Annotated in this window: 12 protein-coding genes and 1 pseudogene; 2 read left to right on the top strand and 11 right to left on the bottom strand. The window is 69.5% G+C overall.

Annotated features, from left to right (window positions below; translation table 11 throughout):
* Together OG764_RS30570 and OG764_RS30575 are read left to right on the top strand one after the other, a co-directional pair.
* Positions 1 to 911, top strand: a protein-coding gene (locus OG764_RS30570) for an IS5 family transposase (protein ID WP_106971281.1) whose coding sequence is annotated in 2 segments (ribosomal slippage) — positions 1 to 355 and positions 355 to 911 — 912 coding nt in all. Because the reading frame shifts where the segments join, the coding sequence is not laid out codon by codon here.
* A gap of 12 nt (positions 912 to 923) precedes the next feature.
* Positions 924 to 1,757 (top strand): annotated as a pseudogene (locus OG764_RS30575) (ISAzo13 family transposase); the annotation flags it as partial.
* 50 nt (positions 1,758 to 1,807) lie between these two features.
* On the opposite strand, the gene OG764_RS30580 reads toward OG764_RS30575, so the two are convergent.
* The 11 genes from OG764_RS30580 to OG764_RS30630 all read right to left on the bottom strand — a co-directional run bounded on the left by OG764_RS30580 (position 1,808) and on the right by OG764_RS30630 (position 14,691).
* The gene (locus tag OG764_RS30580) at positions 1,808 to 2,359 is read right to left on the bottom strand and encodes a hypothetical protein (RefSeq protein ID WP_327386878.1); all 552 of its coding nucleotides are present in this window, start codon (positions 2,357 to 2,359) and stop codon (positions 1,808 to 1,810) included.
* Between the two features lie 13 nt (positions 2,360 to 2,372).
* Positions 2,373 to 4,457 carry a hypothetical protein gene (locus OG764_RS30585; RefSeq protein ID WP_033215654.1) on the bottom strand — a complete coding sequence of 695 codons (2,085 nt, stop codon included), beginning with the start codon at positions 4,455 to 4,457 and terminating at the stop codon, positions 2,373 to 2,375.
* 98 nt (positions 4,458 to 4,555) lie between these two features.
* On the bottom strand, positions 4,556 to 6,352 hold the full coding sequence (locus OG764_RS30590; protein WP_328971570.1) for a hypothetical protein: 1,797 nt from the start codon (positions 6,350 to 6,352) through the stop codon (positions 4,556 to 4,558).
* A complete protein-coding gene (locus OG764_RS30595) occupies positions 6,349 to 7,809 on the bottom strand; it encodes a site-specific integrase (protein ID WP_051762651.1) in 1,461 nt (486 codons plus the stop codon). Before OG764_RS30595 ends, OG764_RS30590 begins: the two co-directional genes overlap by 4 nt.
* Before the next feature lie 43 nt (positions 7,810 to 7,852).
* A complete protein-coding gene (locus OG764_RS30600; RefSeq protein ID WP_328971571.1) occupies positions 7,853 to 8,056 on the bottom strand; it encodes a hypothetical protein in 204 nt (67 codons plus the stop codon).
* 25 nt (positions 8,057 to 8,081) lie between these two features.
* Positions 8,082 to 8,630: an AAA family ATPase gene (locus OG764_RS30605; protein ID WP_328971572.1), complete on the bottom strand. Its 549-nt coding sequence runs from the start codon at positions 8,628 to 8,630 to the stop codon at positions 8,082 to 8,084.
* Positions 8,627 to 10,984 (bottom strand): methyltransferase, FxLD system, encoded by a 2,358-nt coding sequence (fxlM, locus tag OG764_RS30610; protein WP_328971573.1) that lies wholly within the window; start codon positions 10,982 to 10,984, stop codon positions 8,627 to 8,629. Before fxlM ends, OG764_RS30605 begins: the two co-directional genes overlap by 4 nt.
* A 62-nt stretch (positions 10,985 to 11,046) precedes the next feature.
* On the bottom strand, positions 11,047 to 11,526 hold the full coding sequence (locus OG764_RS30615; RefSeq protein WP_328971574.1) for a GNAT family N-acetyltransferase: 480 nt from the start codon (positions 11,524 to 11,526) through the stop codon (positions 11,047 to 11,049).
* 35 nt (positions 11,527 to 11,561) lie between these two features.
* Positions 11,562 to 12,947 carry a phosphotransferase gene (locus OG764_RS30620; RefSeq protein ID WP_328971575.1) on the bottom strand — a complete coding sequence of 462 codons (1,386 nt, stop codon included), beginning with the start codon at positions 12,945 to 12,947 and terminating at the stop codon, positions 11,562 to 11,564.
* Complete coding sequence (locus OG764_RS30625) at positions 12,944 to 13,369, bottom strand: GFA family protein (protein ID WP_328971576.1); 426 nt, start codon at positions 13,367 to 13,369, stop codon at positions 12,944 to 12,946. The genes OG764_RS30620 and OG764_RS30625 overlap by 4 nt, the downstream gene beginning before the upstream one ends.
* On the bottom strand, positions 13,366 to 14,691 hold the full coding sequence (locus tag OG764_RS30630) for a protein-L-isoaspartate O-methyltransferase family protein (protein ID WP_328971577.1): 1,326 nt from the start codon (positions 14,689 to 14,691) through the stop codon (positions 13,366 to 13,368). The genes OG764_RS30625 and OG764_RS30630 overlap by 4 nt, the downstream gene beginning before the upstream one ends.
* Positions 14,692 to 14,708 lie beyond the last annotated feature (17 nt).

A 14,708-nucleotide genomic window follows, 5' to 3' on the forward strand; every position in this document is an offset into this window, starting at 1 on the left:
GTGGCAGGGCGAGGCGAGTTGACGGAAGCGGCGTGGGAGCGGATAGAGCCCTTGTTGCCGCAGGTGGACGGGCGTGGTCGGCCGTGGCGTGATCACCGGCAGGTGGTCAATGGTGTGCTGTGGCGGTTGCGGACCGGGGCTCCATGGCGTGACCTGCCGGAGCGGTATGGGCCGTGGCAGACCGTCTACGAGCGGTTCGCCCGCTGGGAGGCGGATGGTACGTGGGCGAGGCTGTTGGAGCATGTGCAGGTCCGCGACGACGCGGTGGGCCGGGTGGAGTGGACCGTCGCCGTCGACTCCACGGTCAACCGGGCCTACCAGCATGCCGCCGGCGCAGGTAAAAAGGGGCCGCAGACGGGGACGAACTGGAAGATCCGGGCCGCTCGCAGACGCGCCAGGCCCTCGGCCGGTCCCGAGGCGGGCTGACCACCAAGGTCCACCTCGCCGTCGACGGCCGGGGCCTGCCCCTGTCCATCGTGCTCACGCCTGGCAACGTCAACGACGCCACCGCCTTCGGTCAGGTCCTCGACGGGATCCGCGTTCCGAGAGCCGACACCGGCCGCCCGCGCACGACACCGACCCGAGTCCTGGGCGACAAGGCCTACTCCAGCCGGGCGATCCGGCACCTGCTGCGGCGCCGCGGCATCGCCGTCACGATCCCCGAGCGCCGCGACCAAGCGGCCAACCGTCGGCGCCGAGGGCGCCACGGCGGCCGACCGCCCGCGTTCGACAAGGAGGCCTACCGCGACCGCAACGTCGTCGAACGATGCTTCGCACGCCTCAAGCAATTCCGCGCGATCGCGACCAGGTTCGACAAGCTCGCCGACCGCTACCGTGCCGGAGTCGTCCTGGCCTCGCTGATCCTCTGGCTCCGCCAACCAGCCCGTGATCATTTGTCAGACACGGCCTAGCGGCAGCGACGGCTGTTGATGGGGGCCGAGGCCCGGCTGCTGGGGCATGGTGGCATCCGCGCTGTCGCTCGGGCGGCCCAGGTCAGTGAGACGACGGTCCGCGATGGTGTGTTCGAGCTGGAATCCGGCGACGAGCCGTTGGGACGGGTCGGGCGTCCCGGCGGAGGACGCAAACGAGTCGCCGACCTGGACCCGGGTGTGCGGCCGGCACTGCTCGCGCTGGTCGAGCCCGATGAGAGGGGCGATCCGATGTCGCCGCTGCGGTGGACTGTGAAATCGACCCGTACGCTCGCGGCGGAGCTGGTGCGGGCCGGGCACCGGATCAGCGCCGCTACCGTGGGCGACCTGCTGCGGGAAGAGGGCTTCAGCCTGCAGGCGAACGCAAAGACGCTCGAGGGCAATCAGCACCCGGACCGGGATGCCCAGTTCCGCTACCTCAACGAGCAAGCCCGCAACCACCGGGACGCCGGCCAGCCGGTCATCAGCGTGGACACCAAGAAGAAGGAACGCGTCGGCGAGTTCAAGAACAGCGGCCGCCAGTGGCGTCCCGTCGGCGAGCCCGTCCCGGTCGGCGTCCACGACTTCGCCGACCCGCAGCTGGGCAAAGCCGTCCCCTGTGGGATCTACGACCTGACCGCGAACACCGGCTGGGTCAACGTCGGCACCGATCACGACACCGCCGCGTTCGCAGTGGAATCGATCCGCCGCTGGTGGCACGGCCAGGGCCAGGCCAGTTACCCGCAGGCGACACGGCTGCTGATCACCGCCGACGCCGGCGGATCCAACGGCTACCGCACCCGGGTCTGGAAGCTCCAGCTGGCCCAGCTCGCTTCCGAAACCGCTCTACCGATGTTCGCCTAGACCGGACCAGGGGCACCTGATCCTGGCTGCGGTGGCTAATGTCCTCGCGGGGCGAGGACCCGGATGACGCCGGTGGTGTCGGCGGACTCGCGGAGCTGGAGGTTTTCAAGTTCGAGCACCTGGATCACTCGCACGAGTTGGGCGGTTTGGGCGGCCTGCGCGTCCCGGTCGGCTCGAAGTCGTGAGACCTGCTTCCGCAGCGTGTCGTTATCGGCCTTCAGGCTGTCGGCGATCTTGGGGCGGACGTCCTGGGCTCGGACGAGGGCGTAGAAGAGGTCTCTGAGGCCGGTGTGCTTGTGGGTCAGCTTGTTGCGTCTGAGCCCTGCCTCGGCGGCCAGCGACTTCACGGTCAGTTGTCCGTCGGAGCGGCACGGAACACCGATGAGGAGCCGGATCATGGCGTCGGTGATCGCTCTGATCTCGTCCGCATCCACTGTGGTACTCGGGGCGGTGAGCGCAGCGCTCTGGGCCAGGACAGCTCCAACGGTCTGTGCGATGGCGGCCGCCATCGGTACTGGGGCAGAGGCGTCCTGCCCGCTCGCTGGGTCTGCTGTGATCTCGTGCGCGCCGGTCATGGGGGTGTTCATGAGCCCGTCCCGTTCACGCCGGCTCCGTCGGCCGTGCGGCCTCGTGGTTGTCGATGATCAGGCGTAGAGCAGCAGTGCGCTGCAGTTTGCGTGAACGCAGGGGAAGCGGGTCGAACCCATCAGCGAGCTCTCTCTCGATCCGTGTGATCTCCCGGCGTGCCCGTTCCATGTGCGTGTCGGTGCGTGAGACGTTGCCGCAGGAGGGATTGCAGCGGCTGGGGCTGGGCGTCTTCTGCGCCGCTGCGCCGGGCCGGCCGCGTTCGGGGTCGCACAGCGCCTTGAACGCGTCGTAGTTGCAGGCGAGCAGGGCCGCATCTGTATCGTGGATCTGGAGGCGAGGGTTGCTCCTCAGCGCGGTGAGCTGCGCCTTGGAGACGAAGGCGCCGTCGTACGCATGGTGGTGGTATTGGGTAGCCGCCGCGCGGTAGCGGTCGGCAGCTGGACCGCTGACCGTCTCGCCCGACTGGATGCGCTCGCTGGCTTCGGCAAGCGCGTCCGCCATGGCGATGCCCTGCTCGAAGTCCAGGACGTCCAGCATGTCGGCCGTGGTCCGGCCGCCGTAGGACTCGGCCAGGGATGCGCCGACGTGGCCGTACTGCAGGCCGAGCGCGATGCGTCCACCGGGCTGGCGGTAGATGAACCAGGCCACCGTACGGCGGAAGCGTCGAAGTGTGACATCACCGTCCGGATCGGTGGGGATGATCTCGTGAGGCCGCTCCAGGATGGCGGCCTGCTCGTTCGCCCAGGCGATGAACCTCTTGATCCAGTGCGTGACCGTGTCGCTGGACAGCCCGCGCGCGAGATACCCGGCAGCGCGGTGATGCGGGCTGATGGTTCGGGGAAGCAGCAGCTGCTCGTCGGAGAGGTTCTCCAGCACCTGGATGGCCCGGTGGACTACTTCGATCACGGTCCAGGGGTCGGGGCGGATTTCCCCCTCCAGTCGTGTGTTGCCCTCGTGATCGGTGACGCCCTTGAAGTGACGGCCGGCAACGCGGTAGCGGACGGTGCCGTCGGCGCGTTCTTCCCTGGTCGCACAACCGCGTTCCAGGTGCAGAACCTCGGCGGGCCGCATCCCGGACAGGTAGGCGATGACCACGGTGGCGGCCGTAGCCAGATGCACCGTCAGCGCCCGCACTTCGCTGTGGTCGATGCTGTGGGTCCACGCCTTTCCATCGACGGCCGCGGTGATCGGTGTGGGCAGGGCGGCACCGTCTGCGAACTTTAGTCCGACCAGCGGCTCAGGGCCGCCGCGAAGGAAATCCTGCACTTGGCCTGTGGTGACCGCGAGGAGTCCTGCGATGAAGCGGACGTTCGCGGCGGGCCCACTCGTGTCCCATCGCGCGCTCACAGCTCGAGTGGACCGTCCTCTGTATGCCGGGATGCCCTCACCGCTCGCCCGTAGTTGGCGCATGTAGGCGCGAAGGCGGTCCCGGCCGTCCCTCGGAGCCGAGCCCGGCGGCACCACGGCGGCCTCGAGCCGCTGCCATTCCCGGCGGGCGGCCAGGACGTCGGGTGCCAGGTCCAGGACCATGCGAAGGGCCCACACGAGCAGGGGTGACATCGTCGCCGGGTGGATGACCGGTGTGCGGTTCTCTCCGCGAGCGGGCCCGTTGCTGGAGTCGGTGAAGTCACCGGGCGCACTCGCCGGCTCTGCCCACGGCGGCATCACCAGGCGGTCGCCGGGGAGCATGAAGGGCGCGTATGCCCAGGCACGAGTCAGGGCGAACAGGACCCGCTCGTCCGCACCCGCGCCCTTCCTGTCCGTCAGGGTGGTGGCGAAATGCTCAAGGTCCTCACGGCTCACGCGGTCGAGACGGGTAATTGAGCGCCGGTCGGCCCAATCGGCGAAGTTCTGCCAGGATCGGACTGTGAGGATCATCGTCGCCGGCGTGACCACCGAGCGGGTCACTGAGGCGCGCTGGTCCATCAGGGCAGGCGGCGTGGGAATGTGCACCAAGGCCCAGGCCAGGCGCTTGAAGGATGCCCGAAGCGGGGCCGGGAACGTGCTCCACCGGATTGCGGAACTACGTGTGGTCTCGCGCTGGTCGAGGTAGGCGAACTGCCAGCGGTCGTCGGCAAACCGCGGCAGGACCTCCATCTCGACACCCCGCCGTACTCGCGCGGGCGGGAACACCAGGGCGGTGGGTGGCGGATCGACCAGGCCGGGGCCCGCCAGCGCAGAGCCGGATGAGCGTGTCACGGGTCCAGCTTCCTCTCAAGCATCGCGTCGATCAGTTCCCGATCCGACCCGGTGAGCCGGCCCAGAAGAGCGGGCCAGGCCCGCTCGACGGTGTGCTCGGCCAGGAGATCACCCACCCGGGCGTGGTGCTCCTTCCAGTCGGCCATCCACACGGCCGGCGCCACCGCCGACCGCAGCGCCTCCAACGCCTTGAACAGGTAGACGATCCGTGGGAGGTGGCGCCCGGTGGCGAGCGCATTGGGGCAGGCGAAGCACAGGAGGAAGGACACCGAGCAGGGGCCGTCGGTGCTGAAGGGGCTGTGGTCGAAGTCCTGGCACGCCCCGACAGCCGTATCGAGATCGCCCGAGACGAACTGCCGGGCGGCCTCCAGCGTGATGCCCACCTGGCCCTGGACAGCGTGGGCCTGGCACTCCGGGTCGCCGCCGTCCACGGTGACGACCCTCATCCTGACGTGAGCGCGTGCCTGTTCCACCGCCTTGGTCAGCCCGGCAGCCACCGCGGTCGGGGAGTCCTCGATGACCCGACGGTCTCGCCGCACGTACGCGTCGTCGTGGACCTTCCGGGTGTTGTTGTGAGGAGCGCCGATGACGACCTCCACCGAATGCCGCAGCTTGCGGGCGCCGATACCCGGTGGCAGGGCTACGCCGCGGGCACCCATGAGTTCGCACCAGTCCACGATCGCGTGCTCAAGCCCCGTGGACCCATCGTTGAACATCTCCCCCCGGTGCAGACCCCGCGACCACAACAGGGCCCTGCTCGGCCAGCCAAGCCCCGCCAACGTGATCCGGACCTGCTCGGTCATGTCAACGACCTGCCGCAAGGCCCACCCTGCAGTGTCCTCACCGACGTTGACCAGGTTGTTCGTACTGTGCCGCAGCCGGGAGCCACGCCGTGCCTTGTCCGTCTCGACGCGCTGGACCACCGGCTCCGCGGTGTCCCCGTCTCCGTTCGGCCACACAGACGGAACCTCCATTGCCGCGAGCACCGACAGGTTCCATGCCTCGTGGCAGATCAGCAGCACCGCGGCCGCGCCCTTTTCCACGACCGTCGGGAAGAGAGCAGAGATGCCCTGGTGGTAGCGGCCGGGCGGCACGAAGCGGCGGGCCAGTTCCCGCCGGACGGGATGGGGCGGGTACCCGCTCGGTGTCCTTGGGAAGTCGCCGTCGCGGCTGAGGATGTCCAGCAGCTCACCCCATGGCCAGTCCTTGTCCCCGTCGGTCATTTCGCCGGACCGCCAGCGCTCCAGCAGGCGGGCGTTGCTCGTGATCCGGAGGCGGGCAGTCCGAACGGTCCGTGCTGCCTCGTCCCGGATCATCAGCAGTTCGGTGCGGGAGAAGCTCTCCTTGGGCGCGGCCTTGCGGACCCAGCGGCTTCGAACGGACATCGCCGCGAGCGTAGCCGCCGGCAGTGAAGGCACCTGGCGCAGGACGGCACCGAGCATCCGCCTGGTTTCGATTGCGTCCACCCACCTGTTCCAGATACCTGCGCTGATCTCGCCAACGTGTCCGATGGTCTTCCCATACTCCTTTTCCAGATGCCTCAGGAACTGGCGGACCACCTTGGCGTGGGTGTCGCAGCTGGCCGCGCTGGTCCAGGCCCTGGCGGCGCGGGCGAAGCCGGCCGCCAGTTCCCGCCTGATCTCCAGCGATCCCGGACACTGAGTGAAGTTGTAGGTGCCCAGGTCCTGGCCGGCGGGTCCCAGCGGGGTACAGATCAGTCCGGAGGCATCGACGGTGCTCCGGCGCCGGTAGTCCGCAGGCGGCAGGGTCGCCTTGCCCCTCCCTCGCGTCACACGGCGTCCAAGATCAGGCCGGTTCGCCGGGCCAGTTCGCTCAGCATCAGGTCGTTCACCGGATGGTCCTCATCGTTGAGCAGCGTCTCCAGCTGGAGCCCGCGGACCGGCTCTAGGTAGATGGCCTTCGTAGTCTCCTCCGACAGGTGTCCGAGCAGGTCCTTCACCATCGACCAGACCGTCCCATAAGCCTCCTCGTACCGGCGCCGTTCACCGGGCGTCAGTCCCAGACGCCGGTCCAGTGCATGGTTGAGGGCCAGAAGCATCCGCAAGGCCATGGAGTGGCGCAGCATGTGCGGGGTCGCGAACACCGTGAGCCCCATCGCCGCACATCGTTCGCTAGCCCGTTCGAAGGTCTTGGTCCAGCTGCGGTAGGCCATCGGCATGCCCGACTCGGTCAGCCACACCATGGCCGGCTCCAGCCCGTCAGCCGCGCGGACGAAGAGCTTCATGCGCTGGCGGACATTCAGCTTGTCCAGGTGGGCCTGGCCGAGTCTGCCGTCGGGCTCCGACCAGCGAGCGATCCGCCGGCGCGTGACCTCTTCCAGGATCCGCTTGTCCGGCACCTGCTCGTACAGTCCCCGCATTTGAGCCCGCCTTACGGCCTGGGCCCGCGTGGACAGCCGGTAGTACTCCACCGTCCGTAGCGCGCCGTGGCTGGCGTAGAAGGTACGGCCGGCGCGCTTTGCGACAGCCGTTCCCACTTTGCCGGCGTAGTACCGCCGGTCAGTCAGCTCTGGCAGCTCCGCGAGGAGCAGCGTTCCGCCCTCCCTGCGCCGGAGCCCGGAGGAGTACACGAGATCCGCGTACGACGTGTCCCGGGCGTCGTTGCGGCCCGGCCAGCTCGGATTCTCCAGACCATCCGAAAGCAGCCCGCCCAGACCAACGTCCCGCCACAGCCTGTAGGCCCGTGGCGTCAGCCACTTCACGTCCGAGCCGCGCACATCAGCGGGAGCCAGCTCCGCCGACTCCACCATAGTTCCGTCCGGCAGGACGAACGACCTCAGAAGCACCGGACTGTCCGCGACGAACCTCAGCTTCCTCGCGATGTCATAGAGCAAGCGCAGAGCCGCAAGTTCCTTGCCCCACGTTGACCCCGTGATCGTGTTCCGGTTGCCCAGCCCTCGCAAACGCCAGTCCTCCCAGTCCTCCAGGTCCTCTGGGGTTGCTTCGTCCCAGTTAAGGCCCCGCTGCCACAGGAAGGTGAAGAACACGCGGTAGCAGGGGGCATACGTCTGCCGAGTCCCCTCGGACTTCCGAGCGAAGTAGTGCGACTTGAAAATCCGGCTCAGCCGCGGGTCGACCCGTCCCGCAGGCGAAAGAAGGATTGGCTGCCCCGTACGAATCCCTAGCTGGCTCTCGCGCGCTGCGAGACCCTCCCAGCCGTCAAGAACACCAGCTTCTGACGCCGGCGCCACAACGTCCGCGCCGGTCCAGAACAGCTGCCACTCGTCCACAACGCACGCCTCACGTACGGCAACACGACCTCTGACAACACGGTCACCGTAGACAGAAGGCGCCTTTGCCACCGATCTGGGATAGCGGTCCGCGGTGCGCATCGCCCTCACTGGTGATCTTGAAGATGTCCAGGGTGGTCCCGGGATGTTGGGTACGGAACGTCTCGGCGAAGCGGCCGGTCTGTTCCATCGCCATTGGGCTGGGCCGGGTGCCGAGTCGGATGGTCTGGGTTGCGAGGGGGCTCATGGTGCGGTTCTCCGGTCTGGACGGGTCAGCGGCTGTAGGGGTGGGCGAGTGCGGCCTGAAGGGTCTGTTTGGGGGTGAGGGCGTTGGTGTCGATCACGTGCCCGGCGTCGTGCAGCCACTCGGCCGCGGCCTGCTCGTAGTCGTGGGCGCGTCGGCGTCGGTGGGAGCGGACGGCCTCGCTGCGCGCGCCGTCGGGGTACTCCTGGCTCGCGGCGATCCGGGCTTCGAGCTGCCGTGGATCAGCGTGGAGCACCAGGTGGTGGACCTCGGTGCTGAGTTCGCGGAGTGGCCTGAGGATCTCGTCCGCGTATGCCCGTTTGAGTACAGTCATCGGGACGATGACCGTCCCGCCGGTCAGCTGGTAGAGCTCGATGATGAGCTGCACGGTCAGCCGCCGCCACGCGGGATAGTCCTGGTAGTCGCGCACGCGCAGGGCGTGGCCGGCCATGCTCTTGCGCAGGAGGGAGCCGACATCCTCTGGGTCCGCGACCACTGATCCGGCCAGTGCCTCGCGCAGACCGGTCGCCAGGGTCGACTTCCCGGCCCCGAATGGCCCGTTGATCCAGACGATCACCGCTCCTCCGCATCCGCCCCTACGTGCACCGCTCGTTCAACGGGTGCCGGGAGGAGGCCGTCACGCCCCGCCCACTGGAACACCATCCGGGACAGCGGGCGGTCCAGGACGTCACCGGGCGGCAGTCGGTGGTCCGGGGTTCCGGCAGGGTGGACGCTCAGAGCCGGATCGGGGTTCGCCCGCACGTTCTGGTCCCAGGCCCTGACCGTGTCCACCAGCCGCTCGGCGAGCTGCGGGCCCTGCTCGCCGAAGGCGTGCACGACGAACTCCCACTCGCTGTCCTTCGGGGTGACTCCGCGGCGGGTCTGGACGTGGATGAGGTAGGCGATCGACCGGTCCCCGAGGATCGCCGGCGCGTCGGACCCCTTCGCGATCAGGGTGATCCCCGCGCCCTTATCGACGTGGGCGGCCAGCCGACAGAACCCCGCCAGGGTCGTAGCCGCGTACAGCTGAAGGCCCCCGAAGTAGAACTCGCCGCTCACAACCAGCCCCGTGCCCACCTCGTGGCGTGGCCCTCGCAACGCGTCCTCGAGCCCCTGCGTCGGCTGGGGCGCGCCGTCCTCGAAGCGGAGCTGCAGCTCACCGTCGAGAAGGTCGACAACGGGAACGGTCCGCGCGTGTTCGCCTTGTGCGTGCACGAAGCCGCAGTGCGTGAACTTACGGGCGTGGAGGACATCCCCGTCGCGTTGGAAGCTGACCGCACGGGTGTAGCCGTGGATCTCCAGGGGGAGGACCAGATATCCGCCTTCGGCGAGCTGCTCGCGCCATGCAGGTGCGATCTGCCAGACGCTGTAGGTGATGATGCTGCCGTCGAATCCGCCGCGGGGAACGAGCCAGGCCGGGGCTCCGATCGCTGCGTCGCCCTGGAACGCGGTGACCTGCCCGCTGTAGGCTTCTGCGGTGAATCGCTGTGCGCGGCGCACGACGTACGGGTCGATGTCGCCGGTGACTACCGACCCTGTGGGTCCGACGACGTGGGAGATGAAGGCGGCGTTGCAGCCGCCCGATCCCGCCTCGTAGACGTGCCCGCCTTCCGGCAGGTGCAGGCTTTCGACCATGTCGGTGTGGAGCCAGGCCGCCGATACCGAGCTGGTGCTCCGCCCGGCCTCATCGCGGCGGGTGCTGATGCACAAGTCGTCGTCGTAGGCGGTCTTGAGATCCTTCTCCGGCGCGTACCGGTGCCTGGCCATCTCGTGAAGGGCCTCCTGCACGCGCTTCGAGGGCGCCCACCCGCCTGCGATGATCTTGGCCGCCATGGAGTGGCGCAGCCGGACGGCTTCGGCGGGCTCGCCGGGCACCGGGGGGTGGGTGGTGGCGAGCGGGTAGGAGTGGACCGGGGGCAGGCCCGGGATGATGCCGGGCCAGATCGCGTCCAGGGCCTGGGCGGCCGGGGCGAAGACGGGCCCGATGCGGGCGAGGGTGTGCAGGTCGTGGAACTCGGCTCGTTCGAAGAGGTTCGGTTCCGGGTTGGTGAGGGTGCCGGAGAACGCGGTGACGCGTACGACCGCGGTCAGCCTGGGCACGCCGTGGCTGTCGTCGGCAAGCATCGTCACCACGTACGCGTCCGAGGGCGAGGCGATCAGCCCGCACTCCTCCTCCAGCTCACGGACGGCAGCAGAGGCGAAATCCTCCGATCCGGTCGGCTTGCCGCCAGGGAGTTCCCACATCCCTCGGGTGGACCTGGCGAGGAGGACGCGTCCGGCCTCGTCGGTGACGACGGCGAGGGCGCCGGTCAACGCGTGTCCGGTCGGCTGCCCCTTCTCCACTGCCGTGGTCGGGGTGGGGCAGGGGCCGCGCAGGACCAAGACGGCGAGCCCTTCCGCGTCCAGCTGCTCTGTCTGCTTCCAGCCCTCGGTCAGAACGCGGATCTCGCTCTCGTCGAGGGCGATGTTCCTCCGCTCCTCGGGGGTGTTCTCCGCGGTGGGGGTGATGATCACGAGGGCGCCTTCGGGCCGCAGGCGCTCGCCCAGCTGGTGCAGGACGCGGCTTCGCCCCGAGACGAACGGCACGACGAGGCGCAGGGTGATCAGGTCGTACCCGTCGGGGTGCAGATCGACAGGGTCACCGTTCTCGATGTCCAGCCCAATCCAGCGCACACCCTCCACGCCAGGGTGCTCTTGCCGGGCGTGGTCGAGCGCGCTGTCGGCGAAGTCGGTGGCGTCCACCGTGTAGCCGAGGGACGCCAGGTAGACCGCGAGCTCACCCTTCCCGGTGCCCACATCGAGAGCCCGGCCGCCTTCCTGTGGAGCCGGGACATGCTCGGCGAGAAGAGCCCGCTCGACGTCACCGAGAAGCCTGAACCCCTTCCCCTGCGCGTAGTGCTGCTCCCACTCCGCGCGAACCACGTACCCCACAGCGGTGCTCCTCAACTCGTATAGGCCATCAGATAGCTCGTGTCTTGGGTGGCGAACCGCGGCTAGGTGGTGCGTCCAGGGGCGCGGCCGGGGAGCCGGGTCATCCGCATCAGCGCCGGGTCCGCGGTGAACCCGAGCGCTGCGTAGAGCGGGGCCGAGTCCTCGCTCGCGTGCAGGTCGTAGAGGGTGACCCCGTCGGCTTCCAGATGGTCCAGGAGCGCGGTGAGCGCGGCCTTGGCGTAACCGCGGCGCCGGTGATCGGGGTCGGTGGCCACCGCCTGGATCCGTACGGCCATCCCCTTGGGGTACTTGGGGGCGGGCAGGACCGCGTGGACGAGCCCGAGTGCGCAGCTGGCCAGCCGGCCCTCGACGGCTTCGACGACGTAGGCACGCGCGTCGCCTCCGGTGGCGAGTCGTACGGTCAGCTGGTCGGTGCACCGGGCCAGCCAGAGCGGGTCCAGGGGCTCGGACAGGATGTTCTCCGAGCGCAGGCGGGAGATCTCCGCCGCGTCGGCGGGGGTGGCCAGGCGGGGCTGGGTCATACCGTGCGCCTTCCTCGAATCGATGCCGGGCGGGGTCAGCTGCGGCGGGCGGTGTGGAGGCGCAGCAGGGTGCGGCGGCCGCGTTCGGTGACCTCGGGGTCGCCGTGGGCCATGCCGTAGGCGATGCCGGAGACCGCGTCGAAGGCCGCCTCGCAGTCCAGACGGAGTTCCTCGTCCGGGTCGAGCTGCCGGCCGTATCCGCTCAGGAATGCGGCCTTCAGGTCGTCTCTGCCGGTCCAGGTATCGGAGAGCCGCACCATGTCCCTGGTGGCGCTGGCGTATTCGGAGCGCTCGAAATCCAGCAGTCGCGGCCCGCCGTCTTCTCCGATCAGGACGTTGCGGTACTGCAGATCCCCGTGTGTCGGCACTGCGGAAGCCGCGGGCAGGTCCGCGTACGCGCGGGCCAGGGCGAGGACCAGGGCTTCGTCGCCGACGGCCAGGTACGGTCCGGCAGCTTTCAGATGCCGCTCTACCTTGCCCAGGGCCGGGGAGGGGCCAGCGGGCTGTGTGGGGGTGGCACGGTGCAGGGCGGCAACGAGCTGGCCCAAACCGTGCTGGACCTGCGCCTCGGCCGCCGGCTCCAGGGCCGTGCCGTGCAGAGGCCGACCGGTGAGCGCGGTGATTACCACGGCCCTCGCCGGGGTGTCGACTGCGACCAGCCGCGGGGCCTTCGCGCCGAGAACCCCCGCCCAGAACCGGAGCGCGGCCACCTCCCGGTCATGGAACTTGGCGCCCCGGTGCCGCTTGAGGTACCAAGTGCCGCCGCCTGCGCCGGTGATCCGCCAGACCCTGCTCCCGGTCCGTACCCAGGAAACGTCTTCGGCTCCGGTGATCCGGCCCACGGCCCGCTCGGCGAACACCCGCAGGTGGTGTGGGAGCCCGGGGCCGTCCACCGGGGGGCCGGGCACGAGGAGGGTGCGGTCGGGGCCCTCCGTGGCGTAGGAGATCGGGTCGCCCGGTTCCTGAAAGTGGACGGCAGCGGGCAGCCCGGCACGGTAGGCATCCAGGCCGGCCCGGCAGTACGCCACCATCGGCTCGGGCAACTCGCCCTCCAGCGGATACCAGCCCATGTCGTCGCACAGGTCCGGCTCCCTCACCTCCGGCTGCCCCGACCACCGGCGGACCTCGAAGAACATCCCGAAGCGGCTCCCGGCACCGACCGGAGGACTGTGGTGCACGGTCACTGCCAGCGTGACGTCCTCGGGGTCGATGAGGACACCAGTTTCCTCACAGGCCTCCCGAATGACGGCCTCGACCATGTCCTCCTCCGGATCGAGATGTCCCGACGGACAGTGGTAGAGCCCTGTCGCATACACAGGGCCTGCACGGCGCGACAGCAGGACCTCGGGGCCAGCCTTGCCGTCGCGGCGCAGGATGAGGTGGACGTCGACCGGCACGGTGTGCCGGGGAACCCCGCTCACTGCGCGGCCTGGGTGGAGCGCGTGTCGGGAACTTGACCGAGCCAGGGCACCGCCTCGTCACGGCAGGACTGGTTGACGGGAGTAAGGCCCTCACCATCGGGCTCGTCGAGCGCCGGAATGGTGACGCCCATCCAGGTGTCGCCGTAGTCGTAGGCCGCGACGTGGGTGCCGCAGGTACCGCAGAATCCGCGCTTGGTCTTGCCCGGGTACGTGTCGTACCAGGTGGGCTCGCCTCCCTCTCCGGTCCATTCGAAGCCTTCGAGGGGGAACGCGACCCACGTCATCATCGGGGCCCCGCCGCGCTTCTTGCAGTCCCGGCAGCTGCAGGTGTGGGGGAAATCTGGCGGGCCGGTGACCGTGAACCGGATGTTGCCGCACACGCAGCCACCGGTGCGGGGCTCGCTGGAGGGGAGGAGGGTCATGCGGTCATCTCCTGGTCCGATCGTTCCTTGGTGTCCGGTGCCGTGCTCTGCCGCGGTGCCGGAGGTACGGCGACGGGCAGTGGCCAGGACAGCAGTCCGGACCCGGCGCCGGTGCGGGTACTGACCCATTGCGTGCCATCGGTGTCGAGGTGGAGCTGGTAGGAGTCGGGGGATCCGGCGGCCCGCCAGCGGGTGGCGGTGTCCTGGATCTCGGCCCAGATGTTCCGCGGTCCGCAACTGCGGACCGTCCACGCGCCGTTGGTGGCGGGTTCGGCGATCATCCAGGATCCGCAGGCCGGTGCTCCGATGACGAGATGTTCGACCCCGCCGCGGCGGACTGCTCCGGGGTGCAGGGCGTCGTACGCGACCCAGAAGCCCCGCTCGGTGCTCGCCGGCGCTTCCTGCCTGCTGCGGGTGACGGCGGCGCCCTCGCGGGCGTCGATCCGGTCCCGGAACGGCTTGGTCAGGTAGAGGCGGGGCAGGCCGTGTCCGGCCCGGTGCCCGTAGCGTGCTGGCCGCAGCTCTCCCGCGATGGTGCCGAGGGTGGTCTTGGTGATGACCGCGAGAGCGGGCCAGGACGGGGACCCGGAGGTGAGGTGGGCCAGCGCGAGACCGTTGGGAGCAAGCTGCTCCAGCCAGGCCGCCGGGATGGCGGGGACCGCGTACGAGGCGAAGATGCGGTCGTACGGAGCCAAGTCCGGCCAGCCGTCCTCGCCCTGGCCCGTGACCAGCGTCGGATGCAGCCCGAGCCGGGCCAGGTGCACGCGCGTGGCCTCGGTGACGTGTGCGCTGCTGTCCAGGGAGACCACATACTGCGCGCCGCAGATAATCGAGGTGATCGCGCACGTCACACCCGGCCCGGTGCCAAGGTTCAGGACCCGCATGCCTGGCTGAAGGCCGAGCTGTTCCATGAGGCCCGCGGTCATGGTCATGCCGCTGGAGAGCGAGGTGATCTCGCCGCCCTTCCGCCACGTACCGGCCTCACGGCCCAAGATCGGCTCGTCGTCGTGCTGGGTCAGGACGCTTTCCCCGCAGTGCAGGATGTCGAGGAGCTCGGCCCGGTCCGCCGGCCGCGCCCAGTCCAGGAGCGTCCACTCTGGCGGGGTCACGTCGTCCGCGGTGCGCCGTACGTACGCCTGCTGCATCAGCACCTCGCGCGCGAGCTCCAGCAACACGTCACGCACGGGTCCTGGGTGCAGGGCGTCTTCGTCTTCGAGGCGGGCGACCATCGCGGCCCGGGCCGCCGCCGGATCCGGGTCGGGGTCGGGGTTTTGGCGGGGTAGGGCGGCGGTGAGCCCGTCGGCAAGGGGGTGTTCGGGCATGGGCGGGTGCCTCCTCG

This window comes from Streptomyces sp. NBC_00239 (genome assembly GCF_036194065.1).
Classification (GTDB): Bacteria; Actinomycetota; Actinomycetes; order Streptomycetales; family Streptomycetaceae; genus Streptomyces.